The sequence below is a fragment of the Nocardia sp. CDC519 genome (assembly GCF_059509835.1).
Genome location: NZ_CM183377.1, coordinates 5,919,948 through 5,944,123, shown reverse-complemented (window position 1 = coordinate 5,944,123; position 24,176 = coordinate 5,919,948). Strand labels below are relative to the sequence as shown.

At 67.7% G+C, this 24,176-nt stretch carries 23 protein-coding genes; 6 read left to right on the top strand and 17 right to left on the bottom strand.

The window, feature by feature from the left end:
* The first annotated feature begins 208 nt into the window (after positions 1 to 208).
* Positions 209 to 601, top strand: a complete 393-nt coding sequence (locus tag AC5W7N_RS26980; RefSeq protein ID WP_195021682.1) for a hypothetical protein — start codon at positions 209 to 211, stop codon at positions 599 to 601.
* 28 nt (positions 602 to 629) lie between these two features.
* Here the strand turns inward: AC5W7N_RS26980 and AC5W7N_RS26975 are convergent, their stop codons facing one another.
* Complete coding sequence (locus tag AC5W7N_RS26975) at positions 630 to 1,850, bottom strand: PucR family transcriptional regulator (protein WP_163812863.1); 1,221 nt, start codon at positions 1,848 to 1,850, stop codon at positions 630 to 632.
* A gap of 163 nt (positions 1,851 to 2,013) precedes the next feature.
* Positions 2,014 to 2,511 (bottom strand): DUF3558 domain-containing protein, encoded by a 498-nt coding sequence (locus AC5W7N_RS26970; RefSeq protein ID WP_495922521.1) that lies wholly within the window; start codon positions 2,509 to 2,511, stop codon positions 2,014 to 2,016.
* Positions 2,512 to 2,690: 179 nt separating this feature from the next.
* Between AC5W7N_RS26970 and AC5W7N_RS26965 the strand changes: the two genes are divergently transcribed.
* Positions 2,691 to 3,437, top strand: coding sequence for a pirin family protein (locus tag AC5W7N_RS26965; protein WP_228806867.1), 747 nt, complete (start codon positions 2,691 to 2,693; stop codon positions 3,435 to 3,437).
* Between the two features lie 93 nt (positions 3,438 to 3,530).
* On the opposite strand, the gene AC5W7N_RS26960 is transcribed toward AC5W7N_RS26965, so the two are convergent.
* The 3 genes from AC5W7N_RS26960 to AC5W7N_RS26950 all read right to left on the bottom strand — a co-directional run bounded on the left by AC5W7N_RS26960 (position 3,531) and on the right by AC5W7N_RS26950 (position 7,450).
* Complete coding sequence (locus AC5W7N_RS26960; RefSeq protein WP_195007376.1) at positions 3,531 to 4,604, bottom strand: DoxX family protein; 1,074 nt, start codon at positions 4,602 to 4,604, stop codon at positions 3,531 to 3,533.
* Between the two features lie 307 nt (positions 4,605 to 4,911).
* Complete coding sequence (locus AC5W7N_RS26955; RefSeq protein WP_163812870.1) at positions 4,912 to 6,324, bottom strand: MDR family MFS transporter; 1,413 nt, start codon at positions 6,322 to 6,324, stop codon at positions 4,912 to 4,914.
* A 76-nt stretch (positions 6,325 to 6,400) separates the two neighbouring features.
* Complete coding sequence (locus tag AC5W7N_RS26950; RefSeq protein WP_195021685.1) at positions 6,401 to 7,450, bottom strand: 2Fe-2S iron-sulfur cluster-binding protein; 1,050 nt, start codon at positions 7,448 to 7,450, stop codon at positions 6,401 to 6,403.
* 190 nt (positions 7,451 to 7,640) lie between these two features.
* Between AC5W7N_RS26950 and AC5W7N_RS26945 the strand changes: the two genes are divergently transcribed.
* Together AC5W7N_RS26945 and AC5W7N_RS26940 are read left to right on the top strand one after the other, a co-directional pair.
* Positions 7,641 to 8,438 (top strand): mycofactocin-coupled SDR family oxidoreductase, encoded by a 798-nt coding sequence (locus AC5W7N_RS26945; protein ID WP_163812875.1) that lies wholly within the window; start codon positions 7,641 to 7,643, stop codon positions 8,436 to 8,438.
* Between the two features lies 1 nt (position 8,439).
* Entirely contained in the window at positions 8,440 to 9,267 is an 828-nt protein-coding gene (locus AC5W7N_RS26940) for a mycofactocin-coupled SDR family oxidoreductase (RefSeq protein ID WP_495922519.1), read from the top strand.
* 140 nt (positions 9,268 to 9,407) lie between these two features.
* Here the strand turns inward: AC5W7N_RS26940 and AC5W7N_RS26935 are convergent, their stop codons facing one another.
* The 6 genes from AC5W7N_RS26935 to AC5W7N_RS26910 form a co-directional block, all read right to left on the bottom strand.
* On the bottom strand, positions 9,408 to 10,271 hold the full coding sequence (locus AC5W7N_RS26935) for an alpha/beta fold hydrolase (RefSeq protein ID WP_495922518.1): 864 nt from the start codon (positions 10,269 to 10,271) through the stop codon (positions 9,408 to 9,410).
* A 163-nt stretch (positions 10,272 to 10,434) separates the two neighbouring features.
* The gene (locus tag AC5W7N_RS26930) at positions 10,435 to 11,937 is read right to left on the bottom strand and encodes an MFS transporter (RefSeq protein WP_163812879.1); all 1,503 of its coding nucleotides are present in this window, start codon (positions 11,935 to 11,937) and stop codon (positions 10,435 to 10,437) included.
* Positions 11,938 to 12,258: 321 nt separating this feature from the next.
* Complete coding sequence (locus tag AC5W7N_RS26925) at positions 12,259 to 13,050, bottom strand: SDR family NAD(P)-dependent oxidoreductase (protein WP_163812881.1); 792 nt, start codon at positions 13,048 to 13,050, stop codon at positions 12,259 to 12,261.
* 27 nt (positions 13,051 to 13,077) lie between these two features.
* On the bottom strand, positions 13,078 to 13,335 hold the full coding sequence (locus tag AC5W7N_RS26920; RefSeq protein WP_048834119.1) for a hypothetical protein: 258 nt from the start codon (positions 13,333 to 13,335) through the stop codon (positions 13,078 to 13,080).
* Between the two features lie 48 nt (positions 13,336 to 13,383).
* Positions 13,384 to 13,755: an SgcJ/EcaC family oxidoreductase gene (locus AC5W7N_RS26915; protein WP_163812882.1), complete on the bottom strand. Its 372-nt coding sequence runs from the start codon at positions 13,753 to 13,755 to the stop codon at positions 13,384 to 13,386.
* Positions 13,756 to 13,791: 36 nt separating this feature from the next.
* Positions 13,792 to 15,327: an FAD-binding protein gene (locus AC5W7N_RS26910; RefSeq protein WP_195021688.1), complete on the bottom strand. Its 1,536-nt coding sequence runs from the start codon at positions 15,325 to 15,327 to the stop codon at positions 13,792 to 13,794.
* A 194-nt stretch (positions 15,328 to 15,521) separates the two neighbouring features.
* Here AC5W7N_RS26910 and AC5W7N_RS26905 point away from each other — a divergent pair, with 194 nt between their 5' ends.
* Complete coding sequence (locus tag AC5W7N_RS26905; protein WP_163812887.1) at positions 15,522 to 17,153, top strand: flavin-containing monooxygenase; 1,632 nt, start codon at positions 15,522 to 15,524, stop codon at positions 17,151 to 17,153.
* 76 nt (positions 17,154 to 17,229) lie between these two features.
* On the opposite strand, the gene AC5W7N_RS26900 is transcribed toward AC5W7N_RS26905, so the two are convergent.
* Positions 17,230 to 17,736 (bottom strand): flavin reductase family protein, encoded by a 507-nt coding sequence (locus AC5W7N_RS26900; protein ID WP_163812889.1) that lies wholly within the window; start codon positions 17,734 to 17,736, stop codon positions 17,230 to 17,232.
* Positions 17,737 to 17,931: 195 nt separating this feature from the next.
* On the opposite strand from AC5W7N_RS26900, the gene AC5W7N_RS26895 reads away from it, so the two are divergent.
* Positions 17,932 to 18,552, top strand: a complete 621-nt coding sequence (locus AC5W7N_RS26895) for a PadR family transcriptional regulator (RefSeq protein WP_228806365.1) — start codon at positions 17,932 to 17,934, stop codon at positions 18,550 to 18,552.
* 154 nt (positions 18,553 to 18,706) lie between these two features.
* Here AC5W7N_RS26895 and lipP1 read toward each other — a convergent pair whose 3' ends face one another.
* The 5 genes from lipP1 to AC5W7N_RS26870 all read right to left on the bottom strand — a co-directional run bounded on the left by lipP1 (position 18,707) and on the right by AC5W7N_RS26870 (position 24,039).
* On the bottom strand, positions 18,707 to 19,636 hold the full coding sequence (gene lipP1, locus AC5W7N_RS26890) for a LipP1 family hormone-sensitive lipase (protein ID WP_163812970.1): 930 nt from the start codon (positions 19,634 to 19,636) through the stop codon (positions 18,707 to 18,709).
* 47 nt (positions 19,637 to 19,683) lie between these two features.
* Complete coding sequence (locus tag AC5W7N_RS26885) at positions 19,684 to 20,538, bottom strand: IclR family transcriptional regulator (RefSeq protein WP_194990367.1); 855 nt, start codon at positions 20,536 to 20,538, stop codon at positions 19,684 to 19,686.
* 187 nt (positions 20,539 to 20,725) lie between these two features.
* Entirely contained in the window at positions 20,726 to 21,631 is a 906-nt protein-coding gene (gene bphC / locus AC5W7N_RS26880) for a biphenyl-2,3-diol 1,2-dioxygenase (RefSeq protein ID WP_163812895.1), read from the bottom strand.
* 28 nt (positions 21,632 to 21,659) lie between these two features.
* The gene (locus AC5W7N_RS26875; RefSeq protein WP_163812897.1) at positions 21,660 to 22,838 is read right to left on the bottom strand and encodes an acyl-CoA dehydrogenase family protein; all 1,179 of its coding nucleotides are present in this window, start codon (positions 22,836 to 22,838) and stop codon (positions 21,660 to 21,662) included.
* Positions 22,839 to 22,872: 34 nt separating this feature from the next.
* Positions 22,873 to 24,039 (bottom strand): 3-ketosteroid-9-alpha-monooxygenase, oxygenase component, encoded by a 1,167-nt coding sequence (locus AC5W7N_RS26870; RefSeq protein ID WP_228806364.1) that lies wholly within the window; start codon positions 24,037 to 24,039, stop codon positions 22,873 to 22,875.
* Positions 24,040 to 24,176: the final 137 nt, after the last annotated feature.

Below are 24,176 nucleotides of genomic sequence, written 5' to 3'. Positions count from 1 at the left end.
GACCGGAGCCCGCAGCACGCCCGCGACCGGGCAGCGATGGTTGCCGCACTGTCGCCACCACGAAGCGAGATATGTGTGAATGGGACGTTTCACAATTCCGTGGCGCGTCGATTCGGCGGATTGCCGAAGTACGAGGGATGTGGCCGGATCGGCGGATAGACCGGGATACGTTCGACGGTGTCGATGGTGATTCGGTGGAGGGAATGCGATGAGCGAGGACGTCCCGTACGACACGGCGGCGCGGGACTCCCCGGTAGCGCGGCGCGCAGCAAGCGATTTCGGTACCGCGCTCGGACTCGGTCTCGATATGGCGTTGGTATTGCTCGACGACTCGGATCCATCGTCGCGGCGGGTGATGGCCAGGCTGGAACGGGCCGCCGCGCGCTGCGCCAGGGAGCAGGTGCCGCTGGAGGCGATCCAGCACGTGATCCACGACAGCGTCAAGACCGGGCTCGGTCTCGGCGATCCGGGCCGTCGGCGGCTCGGGTTCGGGATGGGCGGCAGCGATGAATGCCTCATCGTCGACCTGCTCGATACGTTGACCTCGGCCGTCTCGCGCGCCTACGTGGCGCAGCTGCGCTCGGCGCCCGGTTCTCGCTGAGCCGGGCGCATGCGGTGTTCGACGGATATCAGGACGAACGGTAGGTGCGCGCCACCAGGGCCGAACGCAGGTACCACAGACCGGAGGGCTGGGTCGGGTCGAAGCCGGTGAGCTGTGCGATCCGCTTGAGCCGGTAGTCGATGGTGTTGGTGTGGATGTGCATGACCCGTGCGGTGCGCTGGCGGTTCAGGTTGTTGGAGATGTGGCGCTGCAACGTCTCCAGCAGTTCCGGGTGGTCGTCGAGCGGGTCGAGCAGCGAGCCGAGATACTCCCGGCCCGGCCCGGGTCTGGTGAGCTGATACTCCAGCGCCATATCGTCGAAGCGGTACAGCCCGCGCACGCAGCGCAGCCGCTGCACCATGTCCAGCAGTTCGTGCGCCTGGTCGGCGGCACCGGGGATATTCGCGGTCGGCGATTCCACCACCGCGGCGGTGATCGGTACCTGGGCGGCGCGCGACAGCTGGGTGACGAGCTCGTCGAGTTCGTCATCGGCGAAGGTCGAGCTCGGGATCAGGATGGTGCCGCCGTCCACGCTCAACAGCGACAGCGCCCGTTCCCCGCAGCGCGTGGCCAGCTCCGCCTGCACGCGGCGCAGCTTGCGCCGGGCCACCACCTTGCCGTCCAGGGTCGGGTCCGCCTCGTCGGGGTGGGCCGGTATCGCCATGGCCAGCACTGTGTAGGACTCGGCGATCTCGATCCCGCATTCGCGCGCCATGGTCGAGGTGCTGTGCCCGCCCAGCAGCGCGGAGGTGAGCGTGTGCACCGCGGTGTGGTGCTCGCTGACGACCGCGCGCAATTCCCGCACATAGGCCAGCGAGATCGCCGAGGTCATCCGGTCCAGCATCTCCACCACCAGCTTGGCGCCGTCGACCAGGTTGGAGTAGTCGGTGACCGAGGCGTTCGACACCACCAGGTCGAACCCGAGCTTGAAACCCTCGTGGATGGCGTGGTGGATGGTGTCGATCGGGACGCCCTCACGCGCCCAGCCGGCCGCGGCGTTCTCCAGGCGCCGGGTCTTCTCCGGGATATCTCGTCCGTCGAGCATGCTCACGGCCAGCTCGAGACAGACCCGGGTGATCGTGGTGACGTCGCCGTAGATGGCGTCGCCCGGCAGGGTGCCACACGGCACCACGTTCTCCACGAAATGGCCGACCATCTGCCGCGATAGGCTGCGAACGTCCTGCAGGGGCGCCGACATCGGCTGCCCGGAAACCGTGAGTGCTGCTCGCATCGCGCTGTCGACGGCCATGGTGACTCCTTCTACCCCCCGATTGCGACTGTGCGGTAACACGCTAGCCAGCCCATGACCGCAACCGGGGAGTTTTCCGAGTGGATTGGGCGGGCGCGGGTCTGTGAACGACATTGTTTGTGAGCGGTCACAGCTGAATTCTTCCTGGTGACGCCGAAGGCGCTCAGCCGGGTAGGCCGGGCGCGAGGACCGCGGTGATGTGCTCGACCCGGGTGCAGCTCGACTCGCCCGCGGGATCGGCGCTGCGGTCCACCCGGATCCGCACCACCCCGCCGGCGGCGGTGCCGAGCGCGAGCGAGCAGTTGGTGTCCTGGCCGTCGCCGTAGTGGTGGAAGCGCAGTGCGGGCCGGTTGGCGACGGTGGTGTCGGTGACGTCGGCGATGCCCGGCTCCTCGCGCAGTTGCGCGAGTTCGGTGTCGTCGGCGAACTGGATGCGCACGGCGGCGTCGGCGTTGCTCCATCCGCAGCCGGTCCAGGCGTCGCCGGTATCCGCCGCGACATCCTTGCGTTTGGACGCGGCGGCGAACCCGGCCTCGGTGATCAGCTGATCGGAGACCGTGCACGGATCCCACGACGGCGCCGCCGGCGTCTCGGCCTCGTCCGAACCACATCCCGTCACCAGGATGCCCGCGCTGATCACTACCGCCGCCAGTCGAATCATGGCGCGGATGCTAGCGAGATCGAGGTGCCGCGCACACGTCCGTTGTGCCGGTTCACAGGGCAGGGCGGCGCGAGCTCGACCCCGCAACAAAGAAGCGTCTACCCGGCGGTGACAGCTGCCGGCGGAATATTGCCGAGGTAGTTGAAATTGATACCAGTGGAGCGAGGTGAGGAGTTGCGATGACGACGCCGATGCCGGATGTACGCGTGGTGCGCTCGGGCGAGCGGGCCCATTGGTGGAACGAATGGCTCGACTCCAAGCAGTCGTTCCCGGCCACCGGCAACTTCGACCTCGAAGCCAACGCACACGGGATCCTGCTCGTCCACAACGACGACAGGGTCGACCCAGGTGCGGGTTTCGACACCCACGAGCATCGCGACATGGAGATCATCACCTGGGTACTCGAGGGATCGGTGGTGCACCAGGATTCCCTCGGCAACTCCGGTCTGATCTATCCCGGGCTGGCGCAGCGGATGAGCGCGGGGACCGGGATCAGGCACTCCGAGCGCAACGGCGCCGTCTGGCCGCAGCGCACCCCGTTGCGGGTGGTCCAGATGTGGGTGCCGCCGGATACGCCCGGTGCGACGCCGGGCTACCAGGAGATGGATATCGAGGCCGAACTCGCCGGGAACTCACTGGTCACCCTCGCCTCCGGGATGCGACGTGACCGCGACCGGACCGCGATCACCCTCGGGAACCGGTACGCCGCCCTGCACGTCGCCCGCCTGGATCCCGGCCATTCGATCACGGTCCCGGACGCACCGTTCGGGCATGTGTACGTCGCTTCGGGCAGCGTCGATGTCGAAGACCACGGGACTCTCACGCCGGGCGATGCCATGCGCCTCACCGCGACCGGCGGGCATCGGGTCACCGCCGTCGACGCGGCCGAGTTGCTGATCTGGGAGATGCACGCCGGATTCGCCTGACCGGCGCGGGGCAGCCGCGCGCCATGATGTCCCGACCGGACTCGCGCTGTCGGCCAGACCGATCGGGACACCGCGACGACGCGGCTGCGGCGACTATCGAGCTGTGCGCCAGAACCTGCGCTTGGGCGGTTCGATCTGATCCCGCGCCGATTCGGCCGCTTTGGCCCCGCTGTCGGCGAGATGGGCGCCCTGCTCGCGGGCGGCGGCGGCCAGTTCGGCGGCGCGGTGCCGGGCGATGTCGGCCCACTCCGCACCGCGGTGCTTGGCCACATCGGCGAATTCCGCGCCGCGATGCTTGGCGACGTCGGCGAATTCGGCACCGCGTGATTTGGCCAGCTCGGCCCATTCGGGTCCGTGTTGCTGGGCCGTCTCGGCGAGGTAGGTGCCCCGCTGCTTGGCGGCCTCGGCCAGCACCGGTCCGCGCTGCTGCGCGGTTTCGGCGAGGACCGCGCCGCGCTGCTGAGCGATCTCGGCCAACGCGGCCCCGCGATGCCTGGCGGCTTCGGCGAGTTCGGCGCCGCGGTGCTTGGCGGCCTCGGCCAGGACCGGGCCACGCTGCTGGGCGGTTTCGGCCAGTGCCGCGCTCTTGGTCGCCGCCACGCCCGCGACTTCGCGACCGCGTTCGGCCGCGTGCTGGAGCTGCTGACGCAGGGCCTCGCCGGTGCCGTCCTGGGAGGCCGCGCCGAACGGCAACGCGGCGCTCACGGCCGCGGCGGCGCCCTTGGCCGCGCGCCGGCCGCGCCAGCCGAGCGACGGTTTGCCCTCGGTGTCGGCGCTGGCGATCATCAGCCCGCCCAGCAGGCTGACGTCCTTGAGGAACGCGGTGCGTTTGGCGGCCCTGCGCTCGGGATCGGATTCGGCCCAGAAGTCCTGCTGGCTGAGCGTCGCGGGGACAACGGTGGCGGCCAGCGCCAGCGCGGCCAACCGCGGAGCCTTGCCGAGCGCGAGCATCGCCCCACCGGCGACCTGCGTCACCGCCGTCGCCTTGACCAGCAGGTCGGGGTTGCTCGGCAGCTTCTGGGCCACGTCCGACGGCAGCTTCTCATGACCCTGCTGCACCACTGCCGACGCCGTTTTCACCCGGGGCTCCGGATGCATGAGGGTGTCGACGCCGTCCACGACGAAAGCACTCGCCAGCAATGGTCGGGCGAGCCTGCGGATCAGCATGATGGGAACCCCTTTCCTCGGAGTCTCGATCGTCCGTGATGGTCGTGCGGTCGAACTCTGGCGAAGCCGCGGCAATGGGTCGTCGCGGACCGGTGAGGGGTCCGGCCGACATCATCGTCGGCCCGCCCACCAGGTGTTTCCGACCGTACCACCGCGTATACCCGCTATGACCGAGGTGAATCGGGGCGCGTGGAGAGTCGGGTGCCGAGCACCCGAGTCGAGCGGGCTCGCCTGCCTCGACGGCGATGGTCGGGCGCGGGTCGAGTGGTGCGTAGCCGGCTCTCTCAGCGGAAGGTGTTCGGGCCCATCACAATTTGTCTGCGGTCCGCCGCGGCATCATCGCGCACGCGATCACCGTCAGCACGGTGGTCACCAGCACCGCGATGAACACCAGATGCACCGCCGAGGCGAGCGCGTCCGGCGCGGGGCTGTCGGTATCGCCGATGCGCGCGTTGACGACGGCGCCGAACACCGCGACGCCGACGGCGCTGCCGAGCGAGCGGGCGAACATGTTCGCCGAGGTGACCACGCCACGTTCGCTCCACTCGGCGCTGGTCTGCGCGGCGATCAGCGTGGGTGTGGCCACCAGGCCCATACCGGATCCGATGACGAAACAGGAGGCCGCGACCTGCCACAGCGGGCTCTGCGCGGTGATCAGCAGCATCGATGCGGCGCCGACGGCCGCCAGTGTGCTGCCGATGAGGGCGGTATTGCGGAAGCCGAGCCGCAGATACACCCGCCCGGCCTGCGAGGCGGCCAGCGGCCACCCGAGGGTCAGCGCGCCGACGGTCAGTCCGGCCACCAGCGCCCCGGTGCCGAGCACACCTTGGGCGAAGGTGGGAACGTAGGAGGTGAGCCCGAGCAGCAGCGCGCCGACCATCAGCGATACCGCACTGCTGGCCACAACCACCCGCCGGGTGAACAGCCACAGCGGCAGGATCGGATGTTCGGCCCGGCGCTGCACCCAGATGAACAGGCCGATGATCACCACACCGCCGCCGAAGATCGCGATGCTGATCGGTGACTGCCACGCCCACGCCTGTCCGCCTTCGAGCAGCCCGAGGATCAACGCGCCCGCGCCGAGCGTGAGCAGTGTGGCGCCGAGATAATCGACCCGCTGACGCCGCCGCGGCGCGGTCTCGGTGAACTTGCGCAGTAGCATCCAGCCCGCCAGCGCCGAGATCGGGATATTGATCAGGAAGATCCACCGCCAGCCGATGTATTCGGCGAACAGCCCGCCCAGCAGCGGTCCGGCCACCGACGACATCGCCCACACGCTGGCCAGATAGCCCTGCACCTTCGCGCGTTCGGCGAGGTTGTAGAGGTCGCCTGCGATGGTCATCGTCATCGGCTGGATGGCGCCGGCGCCGATGCCCTGGATCGCGCGGAAGATGATCAGGCCGAGCATGCTGCCGGCCAGGCCGCACAGCAGCGACCCGAGCGCGAACACGCCGATCCCGAACAGGATCACCGGTTTGCGGCCGACGATGTCGGAGAGTTTGCCGTAGATCGGCACGGTCACGGCCTGGGCCAGCAGGTAGATCGAGAACAGCCACGGGAATTGGGCGAATCCGCCGAGGCTGGCGGTGATGGTGAGGACGGCGGTCGCGATGATCGTCGAATCGAGCGCGACCAGCGAGGTGGCCAGCATCAGTGAACCGAGGACGGCGCCGCGTTCCGATCGCAGGCCTACCGCCGATTCCGCTGTCTCCGTCACCATCGGCGGCCCCTGTCGTTCGTTCGAGTAAACAACTCGAACGAACGCCGCCGAACCGGGAATATTCCGCGTGCCGTCATCAGAATCGGATTTTCAGCTGGTCGCTGCGCGGTCGCGCCTGACAACCGAGGATGTAGCCGGCGTCGATGTCGTCCTGGTCGAGGATCGCGCTCGGCGGCATGTCGACCTCGCCCTCGACCACCGTGCACGCGCAGGACCCGCATTCGCCTTCGCGGCAGGAATAGGGCACATCCAGTCCCTTCGACAGCATGATGTCGACCAGGGTGCGCGAGCGCGGCCAGTCCATCTGGTGCACCTCGCCGTCGAGTTCCACCGCCACGGCGGCCGAATCCTCGTCGGCGTCGACCTCGTCGATCTCGGCGAACGGGTCACCCGACAGTGAGGTGAAGACCTCGGTGCGCACCCGCTCGCGCGGCCAGCCCGCGCCGGTCAGCGCCTCGCTCACCGCGGCCATGAACGGCGCCGGACCGCAGATGAAGGATTCGTACGCACCGAAGGGTTCGGCGAAGGCGGCCAGTTGCGGGGGAGTGGGCAGGCCCTGCAGCGTTTCCAACCGGTGCACCACCGTCAACCGGTCGGGGTGGCGCTGCACGAGTTCGCGCAGTTCGGCGGCGAAGATCACCGAATCCTGGTCACGGTTGGCGTAATACAGCACCACCCGGCCCGAACCCTCGGCCAGCGCGGAGCGCAGGATCGACATCACCGGGGTGATGCCGCTGCCCGCCGCCCAGAGCAGGAAATCGGTATCGAGCGAGGCAGGGGTGAAGGTGCCCGACGGTGGCAGCACCTCGATCGCATCGCCGACGGAGATGTTGTCGCACAACCAGTTCGAGCCATAGCCGTCGGCCGTGCGCTTGACGGTGACCTTCGGCGCATCGTCGGCGTAGGGCGAGCTGGCCAGCGAATAGCAGCGCGCCACCGACCCGGTCTGCTCGCTCGGAATGCGCAAGGTGAGGAACTGTCCCGGACGGTAGCGGAAACGGTCTGCGGCCTCGGCCGGGATCTCGAACACCAGCGAACGGGCGTCGGCGGTCTCCTCGATCACCTCGGTCACCCGCAGCGTCACCGCGCGCGAGCTGCGCGGTAGATCAACAGTCGCCGTTGTCACTTCTTCCTCCTGCGGTCACGAAACGGGGCGCCGAGGCCATGCTGGCCGATCCCGGCGGGCCGATGGGTTCGCGATCCCGATGGCCGGGAGGCCGCCCTCGACCGCCCGCTCACCGGGACGACGCACCGCGCGGCGCGCCGCTGCGTCCTACCGTCACGCCGGTGAGCAGTCGATTCCCCGGGAGCATCCCATGAACCGCATGCAGGACAAGGTCGCGTTGGTCACCGGCGCCGGGGGCGGGATGGGCCGAACCCACTGCCTGCGGCTGGCCGAAGAAGGCGCCGACATCATCGCCCTGGATCTGGCCGGCTCGGCCGATGGTCTCACCGCCACCGCGAAGGACGTGGAGGGGCTCGGGCGCCGATGCGTCACCGGCTTCGCCGATGTGCGCGATCAGGCCTCCCTCGACGCCGCCGTCGCCGACGGCGCGGACCGGCTCGGCCGCCTCGACGTGATCGTCGCCAATGCCGGCATCTACGCCGATCTCGGCCCGTCCTGGGAACTGACCGACGCCGCCTGGCAGCGCACCCTCGATATCAATCTCACCGGTGTCTGGCATACCGTGCGCGCCGGCGCGCCGTATCTGCCGAACGGCGCCTCGATCGTCATTGTCAGCTCCACCAACGGCCTCAAAGGCGGTGCGAACGCGGCGCACTATTCGGCCAGCAAGCATGCCGTGGTCGGGCTCGCGCGCACGCTCGCCAACGAGATGGGGCCGCTGGGCATCCGGGTCAATACCGTGCATCCGGGTTCGGTCGGCACGCCGATGATCCTGAACGCGAGCGTGTTCGCGAAGTTGCGCCCGGACCTGGCGAATCCGACCGAGGCGGACGCGGCCGAGGCGCTCGCGCAACGCAATCTGCTGCCCGTGCCCTGGGTCGATCCGGTCGACGTCAGCAATGCGGTGGTGTTTCTCGCATCCGACGAGTCCCGTTACGTCACGGGAACCCAGATCGTCGTGGATGCCGGACTGACTCAGAAGGTGTGATATGGGACGGGTTTCAGGCAAGGTCGCGCTGGTCACCGGTGCGGCACGGGGGATCGGCCGCGCGCAGGCGGTGCGGCTGGCCGAGGAAGGCGCCGATATCGTCGCCCTGGATATCTGCGCGCCGGTCGACACCGTGATCATTCCGCCGGCCACGCCGGAGGATCTCGCGGAGACCGCGCGGGCGGTCGAGGCGGCCGGTGCGAAGGTGATCACGGCGACGGTCGACGTGCGCGACGGTGCGGCCCTGCGCGCGGCCACCGATGCCGCCGTTGCCGAACTCGGCGGCCTCGACATCGTCTGCGCCACCGCGGGCATCACCTCCAGCGCACCGGCATTGGAGCTGAGCGAGGCGGCCTGGCAGACGATGCTCGATGTCAACCTCACCGGCGTCTGGCAGACCTGCAAGGCCGCCACCCCGCACCTCATCGAACGCGGTAGCGGTTCGATGATCCTCACCAGCTCCATCGCCGGCCTGCGCGGGCTGGTGGGGGTGGCCCACTACACCGCCGCCAAACACGGTGTGGTCGGGCTGATGCGTTCGCTCGCCAAGGAATTGGCGCCCCACCAGGTCCGCGTCAACTCGGTGCACCCCACCAACGTCGACACGCCGATGATCCAGAACGATATGGTGCGCAAGGTCTTCCGGCCCGACCGCGAGAACCCGACGCGCGAAGAATTCGCCGAGGCCGCCATGTCGATGAACATGCTGTCGATTCCGTGGGTGGAGCCGATCGATATCGCGAACGCCTCGCTGTTCCTGGCCTCCGATGAGGCGCGCTACATCACCGCGGTCACCTTGCCGGTCGATGCGGGGAGTACACAGCGTTAGAGGTTCGCCGCTGGGCCCCGGGCGCGGGGCCTCAGCATTTCCCTCCCGGACTCCATACGGAAGGTGTGACGCATCGAGCAGTTCGGCCCCGCCATCCCGGTGGGGCCGAACTGCGTCAGATCACTGTCTCCCGCGTGGGGTCACTCCTTGCGCAGCAGGAATGCCCGTACCGCCGACTCGAACGCTTCCTTCTGCTCGATCATCGCCCAATGCCCGCAATTCGGGAACACGTGCAGCTCCGCGCGCGGAATCGTGCGCATCGGAATCAACGCCATATCCAGCGGGCTCACCCGGTCGTCACGCCCCCATGTCAGCAGTGTCGGTGCCTTGACCTTGTGCAGCATCGCCCACGGCGGGGGAGCGTCGGAGGCCTCCATCGCGCGCACCATCGCCGTGAACGCGGCCTTGCTGTACATCCGGCGGGCACTGTCGAGGGTTTCCGGATCGGTGGCCTGGGTCCACCGTTCCTCGATCAGTTCCTCGGTGACCAGTGCCGGGTCGTACACCATCGAATGCAGCCATTCGATCAGCCGAGCCCGCGTCGGGTTCTCGGTGAACTCCTGGAGCAGCTTGATCCCTTCACCCGGCCCAGGGCTGAAGATGTTCTTGCCGATGCCGCCGATGGTGACCAGTTTGCCGACCTTGTCGGGCTGGGCGATCGCGTAATTCAACGCCACGCCGCCACCCATGGAATTGCCGATGATGTCGACTCGATCGAGCCCGAGCGCATCGACGAACCGCCCCACCGCCTCCAGCGCCGTCACCATCGGATGCCCGCCGAAGTCGTCGCTCACCCCGAAGCCGGGAAACTCCAGAATCAGGCAGCGGAAGTTCTCCGCGAACACCCCGAGGTTCCCGTGAAAATTCCGCCACCCGGTAACCCCAGGCCCGGACCCGTGCAGCAGCAACAGTGGCGCACCCTCGCCGGCCTCGTGGTACCGCAGCACCCCCGCCTCGGTCCGCACCTCCCGCAGCGTGCCCTCATAACTCAGGTCCGATGACATACCCAACCTCCATCTCAGTCGTTCACCCCCACGTTGCCACTCGCCCGCCCGATTCCGGCCGGTTTGTTCCGGTCAGCGGGCGCACCGGTGGCTCACGGCAGCGCGGGTCCAACGCGCGAGCGAGCCGGCCGCGCGCACGCACGGCCGGCTCGGCGCGGATCACTCAGTGCGCGAACACCAATCCTTCCTCGCCGGGATCGGTCACCGTCGCGCTCGGTGCGGACAGCTGGACGATCCGGCGCGGCAGGGCCACCGCGACGATCGCACCGATCACCGCGGTCGCGGCGCCGATGAGGAAGGCGATGGTGAATCCGCGGTCGAGGTAGAACACCGCGCCCTGGGTCATCTCCGGCGGGATCGGCGCGATGTAGGAATTGTTCATGACCGTGAACGCGATGACAGGCAGCACGGCCGGGAACACGCTCTGCGAGACGCCGACGATGCTTGCGGTGCTGGCTTGCAGCTGCGGCGGCACGGCCTCGATCAGCAGGTTCGGGATGGAGGCGTAGGCCATGCCCATACCGGTGCCGAAGATGCCCGCGAAGACGATCAGCAGCGGCTTGCTGTCGTGCACGAAGGCGGTCAGCGTGAAACCGACGGCCATCAGCAGCATGCCGCAGGTCATCAGGATGCGGGGACGCACGTCGCCGCGGCCGACCAGCAGGCCGACGAGCACGCCGCCGACCACGACCATCAGGCCGACCGGCGCCTGGAAGATCGCGAAACCTTCGGCGCTGACGCCGAATCCGTAGCCGAGCCCGAGCGCCGCCGGTGTCATGGCGAGCATCGGCAGCAGGATGGTGAACAGGCCGCTGGAGCCGTAGCAGAGTCCGGCGCCGATCGTGGTGAGCAGCACCGGCCGGCGGCCGAGCACGTCCAGGTCGATCAACGGTTCCCGGATCATCCGCGCGGTCGCCGCCCACGCCAGCAGCAGCACCACACCGCCGGCGAGGTAGGCCAGGGTGGAACTGTCACGCCAGCCCCACGTGGGCCCGAAGCTCACCGCGATCAGCACGCCGGCGATACCGCCACCGAGCAGCACCGCGCCGAGCAGATCGAGCCGCGAGCGCAGCCGCACCGGCGATTCGGCGGTGGTGAGGAAGATCAGCGCGCCGAGCACGGCGAGACCGATCACGAAGAACCAGAAGATGCTGCGGAACCCGAAAGTGTCGATCAGCCACCCGGTGAGGAAGGGCGCGGGAATCGCGATCAACCCCATGCCGCTGGTCGCGATGCTCACCGCCAGCGCGATCGTCTTGGCCGGGAACACGTCCCGGATCAGCGAGTAGCTCAGGAAAAGGCAGGGGACCAGCAGACCGGTGAGCGCGCGGCCCGCGATGAGCACCGCGTAGCTGCCGGCGACGGCCGACAGCAGCGATCCCGCCGCCGCCACGGTCACGCAGCCCAGTAGCGCTTTGCGCTTGCCGTACATGTCCGCGAGTTTGCCGATCAGCGGCGCGGTGACGGCTCCGACCAGCAGGAACGACGTCAGCAGCCAAGCGCCCTGTGTGGTCTGGTAATGCGCGGCGATCGACGGTAGCGCCGTCGAGATCATCATGTAGCTCACCGCGAGCATTTCCAGGAGGAGCACGATCGAGGCGAGGGAAAGAATCAGGCGCGGGGTCCAGCGCTGCGCGATGTCGGGTGTGGGGGTGGGAGCGACCATCTGCGGTCCTTTCGGGGGTGGTTCTCGCATTCGACGAATCGATCGGAATGCGTAACCGACATCACACTTTCCCTGGGCGTGTCGCAGTGCCCGATATCCCACCCACTGGGAGACCAATATGACTGATAGGCAGATCGGGGAGCCGAAAAACCGTGCTGAGCAGCGAATTACACGTGTATCACATCCGATGAATTCACGCTCGTGGCCGGAAACGACGAAACCCCCGCGGACACCAGGTGTCCACGGGGGCATCGATCGTGCGCGCGATTCCGGTTCGCGCGTCGGCGAAACGGAATACCGCGATATCCGGGCGTGCTCAGCTCACGCGTGCGTACCTCCATCGATCCGGATCTCGGTACCGGTGATGAACGCACCGTCTTCCGATACCAGCATGGCGATCACGCCGGCCACGGCCGTCGGATCACCCATCCCCGCACCGCCCGACTCGAGGTTGGTCGGCAATACCGGCGACAGTTTGGCGAACAACGACCAATCGGCGTCCGCGGGAACGTAACCCGGTGTCGCGTCGGTGATTCCGGATTTGATGCTGCCCGGCGCCACACATACCGCGCGCAATCCCTTGCCGCCGAATTCCAGCGCGAGCGCATGGGTGAACGACTGGATTCCGCCCTTGCTCGCGGCGTAGGCGGCCATGTACGGGTGGGCGAACGCCGCCGAGGTGGAGCTGAAATTCACCACCGAGGACCGCGGATTGGCCAGCAGTGCGGGCAGCGCTTCGCGGACCACGAGGAACGTACCGGTGAGATTGATGCCGATGATCTGATTCCACAGATCCAGACCGGTCTGCTCGGTATGCGAGGCGCGCAGGATGCCCGCGGCGTTCACCACCGAATCGAGGCCGCCGAGCGTCTCCACCGCGGTCCGCACACCGTCGACCACCGACCGCTCGGCGCCGATATCCATGGTGAGGGTGGTGAGCCGGTCCGCGGTCCCGCGCTCGTCGGCGCCGGCCTTGGTGGCGGCCAGCCCGTCGGCGGACACATCGGCCGCGACGACCGCGGCGCCTTCGTCGAGCAGGCGCAGTGCGGTGGCCTGCCCGATACCCGAGGCCGCGCCGGTCACCAGCGTGCGATGGCCTTCCAATCGCTTCATGAATTCTCCTCGTCTGAAAAGGGTGGGTCAGCCGATCCGGCCGGGAACCGGTTCGTGCCGTAGTTCATCGGTGGCCAACGCGCCCTTGACGACCGCGGCCTCGATCGAATCGCGCAGCGCCGGGCAGGTCGGAATCCATTTGCTGTGCTCGCCGAGCGCGGCCCGCCGGGCGAATTCCGGGCAGGCCGATTCGGCATCGTCGAGCCATTGCACACTGGTATGGCTCGGACTGAACTTCTCCACCAGGACGCGGTTACCGCATGTGCCGCACTGTATCGCTTGCATCTGGATGCTCCTCGTCAACGCACCCGCGGCGCGTTCGGCGTGTTCGGTTCAGCCGAGGCTGATGTCGTCGGGCGACCAGAACGCGCGCATGCTGGTGATCCGTGCGTTCTCGTCGAAGGTCATGACGTCGATGGGTTCGATGATGATGGTCTGGTCACCGGTGTCGGTGACCACCCGGAATCCGAAGGCGGCCTGATCGCCGGCGACGCGCACGTTGTGCAGTTCGGTCGTCACCCGCACCGATTCCAGTGCGCTGTAGAACTTTTCGATCGCCGCGCGCCCGATGTGCGGCGGACTGCCGACGGGGTCCTCGACGGTGGCGTCTTCGGCGTAGAGCGCCGCGATGTCCTTCGCGGAACCGTTCGCGACGGTGTCGAGGTAGCGGCGGACCGCCGCGCGGATGTCATCTGCTGAGGCCATCGAGGCTCCTCCGGAATTCTGGGGTCGGGGTTGTGGTCAGACGCCGAGCAGGTCGCGTACGGCGAGGTGGCTGAACAGCATGGAGGCGCCGATCGGGTTGCCGCCGCCGGGGTAGACGGTGCCGCTGACGGCCGCCATGGTGTTGCCCGCCGCGTACAGCCCGGGGATCGGTTCGCCATCGCGGCCGAGCACCCGCGCGGCGCTGTCGGTGCGCAGCCCGCCCTTGGTGCCGAGATCGGAGATGCCGAACGCGGCGGCGTGGAACGGTCCCTGCTCGATCGATACCAGCGGGGGTTCACCGGCGGAGAACGCGCGATCGTAGGCCTCGTCGCCGCGCCCGAAATCCGGATCGACGCCGGTCTCGACGAAGGAGTTGAACCGCTGCACGGTGGCGACCAGCGCATCGGCGGGCACGCCGATCTTCTCGGCCAGCTCGGGCAGTGTATCGGCGGTATGCCACAGGCCGGCCGCCACATACTTCTCCGATTCGACCATCGAGACGTTGGTGGCCTTGACCGGCGGCACCTCGCCCTCTTTGTCGTCGTAGATCATCCAATAGGGCAGGGTGAGCGAACCGTCGTCGAGCTTGCCGATGATGTCGCGGCCGAGCCGGTCGTAGGGCGCGGATTCGTTGACGAAGCGCTTGCCGTCCTGGCCGACGAAGATGCCGCCGGTGAACCACAGCGCGAACGCCGACCGCCCGTCCGGATGCGTCAGACCGGGCGACCACCATGCCTGATCCATCAGATCGGTGTCCGCGCCGGCGGCGATACCCGCCTTGTGCGCCTTGCCCTGGTTGCCCCACGGCCCCATGGTGTCGCGCGCCTCGCCGGGTACGCCGTAGCGCTTGCGCAGTTCGTCGTTCTGCTCGAACCCGCCCGCCGCGAGCACCACACCCTTGCGGGCCCGGATCGCGAACGGCTCGCCCTCGCGTTCGGTGATCGCGCCGACGACGGCGCCGTCCTCGATCACCAGCTCGACCAGCGGCGTGTTCAGGTACAGCCGCACGTCCGGATACGACGACAGCGCCAGCAGGAACCGCCCGATCAGCGCCTGCCCGCCGATCAGCATGTCCGGCAGCGGCGCGCCGAGCCGGTCGGTATCGAGTGGCCCGCGCAACTGCTCACGCATCTCACCCAGCGCGGACGCGGGCAGCGGGGTGGGCATGATGTGGCGCTGCCCGTCCAGTCTGGCCTTGGGCGCCTTACCGAAATAGTCCGGCCACGGCAGCATCTCGAACGCGAAATGCTCATCGGATTCCAGGTATTCGATGAGGTCACCACCGCGGCGGACGTAGGTTTCCTGGAGCTCGCGCGGGGTCCGGTCACCGACCACGGCGTGGTAGTAGGTGAGCGCGTCCTCGATGGTGTCGTCGGTGCCTGCGCGGCGCAGCACCGGATTGCACGGGAACCACATCCCGCCGCCCCCGGAATAAGCGGTCGTGCCGCCGAACTTGTCGGTCGCTTCGACCACCGCGACGGTCAGCCCTTCGCGGGCCGCGGTGTAGGCGCCGGCCAGGCCGCCGCCCGAGCCCGCGACCAGCACGTCCACCTCGTCGTTCCAGTCCACCACTGTGAGTCCTCCTGTGCGTTTGCTCACCTCGACGCTAGGCCGCGCGCCCGGGTTCGCGGCGCGGTTCTCCCGGTCACCGGGAACGTGGCGGCGGCTGCGGTGAACGTGCCGGTCAGCGGGAGAACGCCTGCTCGAAGGGCCCGCACAGTACTTAGCGTCGCAGGAGAACCGGAGATTCTTCGAAAGGTAGGCATGTGAACGCCGAGACGCCAACGTCTGTAGAGACCGTCCCGAGCAGCGTCGACGTGGTGGTCGTCGGCGCCGGCATCGCCGGGCTGTACGCGCTGCACAAATTCCGCTCGCAAGGTCTGACCGTGCGGGTCTTCGAGGCCGCCGACGGCGTGGGCGGCGTGTGGTACTGGAACCGCTATCCCGGCGCGCGTTGCGACGTCGAGAGTGTGGACTACTCGTACTCCTTCGACGAGGCCCTCCAGCAGGAATGGAACTGGAGCGAGAAATACGCCACCCAGCCCGAGATCCTCGCCTACCTGAACCACGTCGCCGACCGCTTCGACCTGCGCCGCGACATCGAGTTCGGCGCGCGCGTCACCGATACCGTGCTCGATGAGTCGAGCCTGCGCTGGGAGGTGCGCACCGACACCGGCACGGTGGTGTCGGCGCGGTTCGTGGTGCTGGCGGTCGGCCCGCTGTCGAATGCGAACACTCCCGACATCGAAGGCCTCGCCGATTTCGCCGGCCCGGTGCTGCACACCTCGCAGTGGCCGCACGACGGCGTCGATTTCACCGGGCAGCGCGTCGGCGTGATCGGCACGGGTTCCTCGGGGATCCAGGCGATTCCGTGCATCGCCGAACAGGCCGAGCGCCTGCACGTCTTCCAGCGCACGCCCAACTACAGCGTGCCGGCCGGCAATGTGCCGCTCGATGAGGAAACCCGGCGCGCCCAGAAGGCGAACTACGCCGAGCGGCGCAGGCTGTCGATGATCAGCGGAGGTGGCTCACCGCATCAACCGCATCCGAAATCCGCGCTCGACGTCTCGGAGGAGGAGCGGCGCGCGGCCTACCAGAAGCGGTGGGAGCTGGGTGGGGTGCTGTTCAGCAAGACCTTCCCCGATCAGATGGTGACCCGTGAGGCCAACGACACCGCCCGGCTGTTCTGGGAGGAGAAGGTGCGTGCGGTGATCGACGATCCCGAGGTCGCCGAGTTGCTGATCCCGAAGGATCACCCGATCGGCACCAAACGCATCTGCACCGATACGAACTACTACCAGACCTACAACCGCGACAATGTGGAGCTGGTGAACCTGCGGGCCACCCCCATCGAACGCATCGATGCCGGCGGCGTGCACACCACTGCGGATTACTATCCGCTCGACGCGTTGGTGCTTGCCACCGGTTTCGACGCGATGACCGGTTCGGTCGCCAAGCTCAACATCGTCGGACGCGACGGCCGCACCCTCAACGACGCCTGGAGCGACGGCCCGAAAACCTATCTCGGGCTCGGCGTCACGGGCTTCCCCAATCTGTTCAACCTGACCGGTCCCGGCAGCCCGTCGGTGCTGGCGAACATGGTGTTGCATTCGGAGCTGCACGTCGACTGGGTGGCCGGAGCCATCGACTACCTCGACCGCAATGGCGCAACCGCGCTGGAGGCCAGGCCCGAGGCCGTGGAGGCCTGGGTGGCCGAATGCGCCGAACGCGCCGCGCGCACCCTCATGCCCACCGCGAACTCCTGGTACCTGGGCGCCAATGTGCCGGGCAAGCCGCGGGTGTTCATGCCGTTCGTCGGCGGGTTCGGCGTCTACGGCGAGATCATCGCCGAGGTGGCGGCCGCGGAATACAAGGGGTTCGACGTCATCGCGGGCTGACAGATAAGCGAAACGGGTGGTTGTACCGGCGGAGTCGGTACAACCACCCGTTTCGTCGTCCGGGGGCGGTCGGGGTTCAGTCGGCGAAACCGCCGAAGGTGCCCTTGTAGAACAGCAGCGGCCGTCCGCTCTCGTCGGCGGCCAGCTCGGTGACCCTGGCCAGCACGATCGTGTGGTCGCCTGCCTCGTGTTCGAACTCCAGCGAGGCCTCGATGTGGGCGAGTGCGCCGGCGATGGCCGGGGCGCCGTTGGCGCCGGGGGTCCAGTCGATCCCGGCGAATTTGTCGCTGCCGCTGACGGCGAACTGGCGGCAGAGCTCGCGTTGATCGTGGGCCAGCACGTTGATGCACAGCGATCCCGCCGACCGCAGCAGCGGCCAGCTGGTGGAGGTCTTGGCCGGGCAGAACGACACGAGCGGCGGATCCAGCGACACCGACACCACCGACTGACAGGTGAAGCCCAGCGGCCGGGTGCCGTCGTGGGCGGCGATCACCGCGACACCGGTGGCGAAGTGCCCGAGCACCTTGCGTAGGGCGGCGGGCCCTGGGCAGCCCGGTTCGATGACGATGTTGTCTGCGCTCATGCGTGGGGTCCTCCCGAAGATCTGTCGAACTCCAGCATCGAGTGTGCACGGTGGAAGTCTCAATGTGCCGTCCCGGTCAGCGGTTGTTCGGCGGGTACGGGGGATTTGCCTGGTTGCTAGCATTTGCCGGTGGCATCAAGTGAACCGGAAATCGGCCTGGTCAATCTCCCGCCGACCAGTTGGGCCGTGCTCGCCATGCTCTCCTACGAGGAAGAGATCTCGGGCTACGACCTCAAGAAGTGGGCCGACTGGAGTATCCGGTACTTCTATTGGAGCCCCTCACACAGCCAGATCTACTCGGAGCTGAAAAAGCTCGAGAAGCAGGGTTACGCGACCTCACGGGTGGACAGCGACAACGCCATGCGCGGGCGCAGGCTCTACCGCATCACCGACGAAGGCCGCGCCGCGGTCACCCAGTGGTGCAATGAGGCGCCGGTCGACAAGCCGGTGCTCAAACACCACGTGATGCTGCGAATCATGTTCGGGCATCTGAGTTCGCCGGAGCGGCTCAAGGAAATCCTGCGCGATCACATCGAGGATATCGACCGGCTGCGCAAGCGGGCCGCGATCGATTCCGCCGCCGCCAAATCCGAACCCGGGTGGGCGTATTCGCAGATCGTCTTGCAGTGGGCCGAGCGCCATTACGCGGCCGAACGCGATCTCGCTCAGGAGCTGATCGAACAGATCGACGCGGCCGATTCGATCCTGGTGAAGGCCGAACACGACGACAGGTCCGAATACCCGCATCCGACGCCGGGACGCTGGCGTGAGGTCGAACAGCGGGTGCAGGAATCGGAGGGCGCGGTCGAGAACTGAACGAACCCTTCGCACTCGGGCAAGGTGCTCGAGTGCGAAGGGTTCGGTGGTGCGTCAGAGTGGCGGCGGCAGTATTCGGCCGGCCACCCCCTCGCGCACGAAATCGCCGAGTGCCGCCCTGCCACACCCGACGGTTCGGACTGAGCGACGGAGGCTAGCTCTCGTCGGACCGGGTCAGTCGCGTGAGATCGGCCCACACGTCCTTACATGCCTGACCGGCCAGTTCGAGCACCGGCATGGTCATGAATCCGTGGATGGCGCCTTCGTAGCACCGATGCACGGTCGTGACGCCGGCCTCGGCGAGGGCGTGGGCAAAAGCATCGCCCTCCGAGCGCAGCGGATCGCAGCCCGCGGTCACCACGATGGCAGGCGGCAGCCCGGCGAGATCGGCCGCCGCGGGGCTCGCGTACGGATGGCTGCGGTCGGCGAGATCGGGAACATACTGATCCCAGTACCAGCTCATCGCGGCACGGGTGTTGTAGAAACCTTCGGCGAAGCGCGTGTAGGACTCGGTGCCGAAATCGGCGGCGAGCACCGGATACAGCAGGGCCTGCGCCGTGATGACGGGCCCGCCACGATCACGGGCCATCAGGGCGACGACGGCCGCGAGATTGCCGCCCGCGCTGTCGCCGGCGACGACGAGCCGCGCCGGGTCGGCGCCGAACTCGCGCGCATGCTCGACAGCCCACAGTGTCGCCGCGTACACGTCCTCGGCCGCGGTGGGCCAGCGATGTTCCGGCGCGAGCCGGTAGTCCACCGAGACCACCACCGCGCCCACCCCGTTGGCCATCGACCGGCACAGCCCGTCGTGGGTGTCCAGATCACAGAACACGAACCCGCCGCCGTGTGCGAACACGATGATCGGCACCGGCCCCACGGACGAGGTGGCCGGACGATACACCCGAACCCCGCCGCCCGAGGCCAGCTCTCGTTCGATGATCTCGGCCACCCGCTCGGGCTCGTCCGGGAGCCGCAACCGCGCCCGGATCGCCGCCCGCGCCTGTGCCCCGGTCATGGTCTCGACCGCGGGAAATCCGGCGTCGAGCATCGGCAGCAGCGCCGCCACTTCGGGCACGAGTTCGATCCGGTCCTCAGTACTCATGGGTCACACCGTCTTTCGGTCCGGACGAGCTACACGTATTCCAGCGGCCGGCCTGCAGCGGCCGGCGTCCGCATCGCAGGTCCACCGCGCAGCGGGCGCGACTGCTGCAACGTGGGATGCACGCGGGACATACCGCCTTCGATATTGCGCCAGATGCCCAGCGCGGTGGTGCGCACCGGTGCGGTGAGGCGGTAGTCGAAGTTCATCCGATCCACCGGACCGCACACCGACACCGCGGCGATGGCCTCGCCGATATTGCCGATGGGTGCCGCTACGCAACCGAATCCCGGCAGCGACTCCTCGCGCTCGTGCGCGATGCCGTGGGCGCGGACCTTGTCCAGCTCCGCGCGCAGCTGGGCCTTGTTGGAGATGGAGTACTTGGTGCTGCGGTTGAGCACGCCGGTACCGAGCGCGGCGATGCGGTCTTCGTCGGAGTAGGCCAGGATCGCCTTGCCGACGCCGGTACAGTGCGCGGGCCTGCGTCCGCCGATGCGGGTGGGCACCGCGGCCGCCATCCGGCCGCCGATCTTCTCCAGGTACACCACGTCGGGGCCGTCGAGCACGGCCAGATGCACCACGAAGCCGGTGGCCCGGTACAGCTCGTGCAGGAACGGCATCGCGGCGCGGTGCAGCCGATCCTGGTGCACGGCGAGCGAGCCCAGTTCCACCAGCCGGATACCCAGCTCGTAGTCGCGGCCCTCGCGGCGCAGCCAGCGCAATTGCACGAGTCGTTCGAGCATGCGGTGCGCCGAGGACCGGGGTAGCCCGGTCCGGCGCACGATCTGGGCGAGGGTGAGCCTGCCCGGTCCGTCGAAGGCGTCCAGGACCAGCGAGACGCGGTCCAGGACAGCGCTCGGGGTGGCGGCGTCGGCCTGTGTGTTCATGTGGCCCTCCCTGCGGGTCTACGAGCTGATGCCCAACGGAATATTTCTATTAGGCATATGACTATTCATACCATGCTCTTGTGGGCGCTGTCACACAAATCGGACGCAGTGATGTAAATCACAACGACCCCGAGGTTTCAGCCGTGACGACTGAAACCCCGGGGTCGGGGAGGGGAGCGGTATGTGACTACATCGCGGCCAGCGGCTCGCTACCGGACCAGTCGTGGCCCCAGTAGCTGTCGGCGGTGATTTCCTCTGCGCTGTAGTACTTTTCGTCGACGCGCATGCCCTCGGTGCCGAATTCGATATCCCAGCCGCCGGGGGCGCGCACGTAGAACGACACCATCTTGTCGTTGGTGTGGCGGCCCAGCGTCGAGGAGACGGAGAAACCGTCCTTGACGACCCGATCCAGCGCCTGGCCCACCGCGTCGAGCGAATCGACCTCCACCATGATGTGCACCAGACCCGGCGCACCGCCGTGCGGTGCCGGGCACAGCGCCAGGCTGTGATGACGCTCGTTCACGCCCATGAACCGGATCCGCACCGGCCCGAACTCCGGCGGCGCCGGGATACGGAACGCGCCGCGCGGCAGGAACCCGAGCACCTCGGTGTAGAACTCGAAGGCGCCGTTGGGGTCCATGGTCGGCAGCACCACGTGACCGAGGCCCTGTGCGCCGGTCACGAACTTCGCGCCGAACGGGGTCACCACCGGGCTGTGATCGAGCACCGCGCCGTGGAACACCTCGACGGTCGCTCCGGTCGGATCGACGAAGGTGATGACCTCCTCGACCCGGCGCGCGTCGGCCTCCTCGACCGAGAGCGGCTTGACCGCGACACCGGCCGCCGACACCGCTTCCTGCACGCGCACCAGCGCGGCGTGATCGCGCACCTCCCAGCCGATGGTCACCACTTCGTCGGTGTCGCCCGGCACGATGACGATCCGGGCGGCCCGCTCGTCCATCCGCAGATAGAGGGCGTTCTCGTCCGGTCCGCTGCCTTCGGCGAAGCCGAGCACCTCGAAGGCGAACTTGCGCCAGCGGTCCATGTCGTTGGTCTGGATCTTGACGTAGCCAAGACTCTTGATGTCAGTCATTACTGTTGTCCTTCTTGGTATCGCGAGATCAGATCATCGAGCGCAGATGCTGCGGCGGCTCCACGCCGAGCGAACCGAGCGCCGCCGCGTGGAACACCGTGCTCGGCACGTGGATCGCGTGGTTGAGGCCGGCGTGGGCGTCGCGCCAGAACCGCTGCAGCGGCTTGTCCATCCGCAGGGCGTTACCGCCGGAGCGGGCGAAGATCTGGTCGACGGCCATCACCGCGCGCCACGCCGCCCGCACCTGGGTGCGTCGTCCGGCGGCGCGATCGGCGAAGGAGACCTCCTTGCCTGCGTCGACCAGATCCCACATCTTGTCGACGTTGGCCAGCAGCTCCTGCCGAGCGGCATTGATATCGGCCGCCGCCTCGCTGATCGCGAACAGCACATACGGGTCGTCCTTGATCGCGGTGCCCTGGGCGCCGACCCGGTCGCGCTGGTAATCCAGGTGCGCGGCCAGCGCGCCCTCGGCGATGCCGATCACCGCGGAGGTGATGCCGAGCGGGAACATGTTCGACCACGGCATCTTGTACAGCGTCTCGGTGACCCCGTACTCCTTCTGGGCGGTGCCGTCGATCACGTGATCGCCGTTCATTACCCGGTAGGACGGCACGAAGGCATCCTTGACGATGATGTCCTTGGAGCCGGTGCCCTTGAGCCCCACCACATTCCACGAGTCCTCGACGATCGTGTAGTCGCTGCGCGGCAGGATCATGTGCAGCATGGTCGGCGGGGTGGCGATATTGCCGTCGGTGTCGCCGAGCATCGCGCCGAGGAAGATCCAGTCACAGTGGTCGGTGCCGGAGCTGAACTGCCAGCGGCCGTTGAAGATGTAGCCGCCGTCCACCGGCCGCGCGATACCGGTGGGCGCGTACGGCGAGGCCATCCAGGTGTCGTTGTCGGCGCCCCACACCTCTTCCTGCACCTTCGGATCGGCGAAGGCCAGCTGCCACGGATGCACACCGACGATGCCGCAGATCCAGCCGGTCGCCGGGTCCAGCGACGCGGCGGCCATGACCGTTTCGGCGAATTCGCGCGGGTGCGCTTCGAAACCGCCGTACTTCTTGGGCTGAAGAAGCTTGATCGGGCCGGCGGTTTTCAGCATCTTCGCCGTCTCGTCGGGCAGCTTCCCGAGGCGCTCGGCCTCAGGGGACTGCTCGCGCAGCTGGTCGGCGATGGCCGTGATGTTGTCGAGAACCTTGTTCATCGGGGCACTAGTTCCTGTCGTATGCGCGGGGGGATTAGGTGGTGATGACGGCGCCACGGGCGATGTTGTCGGCCACTTCGGCCTCCCAGCTCGTGACGGCGCGCTCGGTATCGATCTCGAACTCGAAGCGCTTGGTCATGTCGTCGGTGATGTCTTCGACGTCGACGTAGAACTGCTTGTACCAGCGGCGCAGCTGATACACCGGCCCGTCTTCCTCCGACAGCAGCGGATTGTCGATGGGCGCCTTGTTCTTCCAGATCGCCACGTCCTGCTCGAAACCGACTTCGACGCCGTGGGCGAACTGCGCGGCCATCGCGTTGGCGTCCTCATCGGACATGCCGGTCGGCTTCTTCACCATCGCGCCGTACTGGAGCACGAAGGAGTTCTCGGTGACGGGGTAGTGGCAGTTGATCAGCACCGTCTCGATCGTCATGCCGTTGGCCTCGCTCCACAGCCAGTCGATCATGTACGACGGGCCGAAATACGAAGCGTCCGAACGCAAGGTGGAGTTCGGGTCGTCGTAGTTGGTGCCGACCTCGATGTCCTGGCGCGGCGTCGAGCGCATGTACTGGGTGGCGACGTGGCCCTCGAAGACGTTCTTGAAGTACCGCGGGAAGGCGTAGTGCACGTAGAAGAAGTGCGCCATATCCACCACGTTGTCGACGATCTCGCGGCAGTGCGAACCCTCGATCAGCATCGAATTCCAGGTCCAGTCGGTCCACTCGGAGCTGCCGTAACCCTCGATCTCGGGGATGGTCACCTCATCGGTGGGCTTGCTGCCCTGCGGGTCGTGCCAGACATAGAGCTGGCCGTTGCGTTCGAGCGTCGGCCAGGCGCGGGTCTTGGCCAGCGGCGGCACGCGGCGCGCGTACGGGATGCCGGTGCAGCGGCCGTTGCCGCCCCAGCGCCAGTCGTGGAACGGGCAGGCGATGGAATCGCCCTTGACGGTGCCGTGGGCGAGGTTGCCGCCCATGTGACGGCAGAACGCGTCGAGCACGTTCAGCTTGCCGTCGGATTCGGACTGGAAGACCACCAGCGTGGTGCCGAACGCCTTGATCTCGTGTGGTTTGCCGTCCTGGAAGGACTTCAGCAGGCCGAGGCAATGCCAGCCGCGGGCGAACCGGGTGGGCGCCGCCGCGGCCTCGATCGTCCTGAATTCGTCCGTGCTCTGGGCTGAGCCGTTCGGTGATAGACCCGGCATCGAAACCTCCATGTTCCACCGGATGACTGTGATCTGAGTCAAATGGTGGACCCGCCGGGCGGCGTACGGACGTCGTCCTCCCGGTCAGCGGACAGGTTTCGTGAAGTGTGAAACGGCTGGCTGCGGGCCTCCCGGTG

Coding starts and splice junctions, on each gene's coding strand:
- AC5W7N_RS26960 (WP_195007376.1), bottom strand. CDS start 4,604: ATGCTGATCCGCAGGCTCGCCCGACCATTGCTGGCGAGTGCTTTCGTC.
- AC5W7N_RS26920 (WP_048834119.1), bottom strand. CDS start 13,335: ATGCAAGCGATACAGTGCGGCACATGCGGTAACCGCGTCCTGGTGGAG.
- AC5W7N_RS26970 (WP_495922521.1), bottom strand. CDS start 2,511: ATGATTCGACTGGCGGCGGTAGTGATCAGCGCGGGCATCCTGGTGACG.
- AC5W7N_RS26885 (WP_194990367.1), bottom strand. CDS start 20,538: ATGAACACACAGGCCGACGCCGCCACCCCGAGCGCTGTCCTGGACCGC.
- AC5W7N_RS26930 (WP_163812879.1), bottom strand. CDS start 11,937: ATGGTCGCTCCCACCCCCACACCCGACATCGCGCAGCGCTGGACCCCG.
- AC5W7N_RS26915 (WP_163812882.1), bottom strand. CDS start 13,755: ATGGCCTCAGCAGATGACATCCGCGCGGCGGTCCGCCGCTACCTCGAC.
- AC5W7N_RS26870 (WP_228806364.1), bottom strand. CDS start 24,039: ATGCCGGGTCTATCACCGAACGGCTCAGCCCAGAGCACGGACGAATTC.
- AC5W7N_RS26895 (WP_228806365.1), top strand. CDS start 17,932: ATGCTCTCCTACGAGGAAGAGATCTCGGGCTACGACCTCAAGAAGTGG.
- AC5W7N_RS26875 (WP_163812897.1), bottom strand. CDS start 22,838: ATGAACAAGGTTCTCGACAACATCACGGCCATCGCCGACCAGCTGCGC.
- AC5W7N_RS26935 (WP_495922518.1), bottom strand. CDS start 10,271: ATGTCATCGGACCTGAGTTATGAGGGCACGCTGCGGGAGGTGCGGACC.
- AC5W7N_RS26955 (WP_163812870.1), bottom strand. CDS start 6,324: ATGGTGACGGAGACAGCGGAATCGGCGGTAGGCCTGCGATCGGAACGC.
- AC5W7N_RS26980 (WP_195021682.1), top strand. CDS start 209: ATGAGCGAGGACGTCCCGTACGACACGGCGGCGCGGGACTCCCCGGTA.
- AC5W7N_RS26945 (WP_163812875.1), top strand. CDS start 7,641: ATGAACCGCATGCAGGACAAGGTCGCGTTGGTCACCGGCGCCGGGGGC.
- AC5W7N_RS26940 (WP_495922519.1), top strand. CDS start 8,440: ATGGGACGGGTTTCAGGCAAGGTCGCGCTGGTCACCGGTGCGGCACGG.
- AC5W7N_RS26925 (WP_163812881.1), bottom strand. CDS start 13,050: ATGAAGCGATTGGAAGGCCATCGCACGCTGGTGACCGGCGCGGCCTCG.
- AC5W7N_RS26965 (WP_228806867.1), top strand. CDS start 2,691: ATGACGACGCCGATGCCGGATGTACGCGTGGTGCGCTCGGGCGAGCGG.
- AC5W7N_RS26900 (WP_163812889.1), bottom strand. CDS start 17,736: ATGAGCGCAGACAACATCGTCATCGAACCGGGCTGCCCAGGGCCCGCC.
- bphC (WP_163812895.1), bottom strand. CDS start 21,631: ATGACTGACATCAAGAGTCTTGGCTACGTCAAGATCCAGACCAACGAC.
- AC5W7N_RS26975 (WP_163812863.1), bottom strand. CDS start 1,850: ATGGCCGTCGACAGCGCGATGCGAGCAGCACTCACGGTTTCCGGGCAG.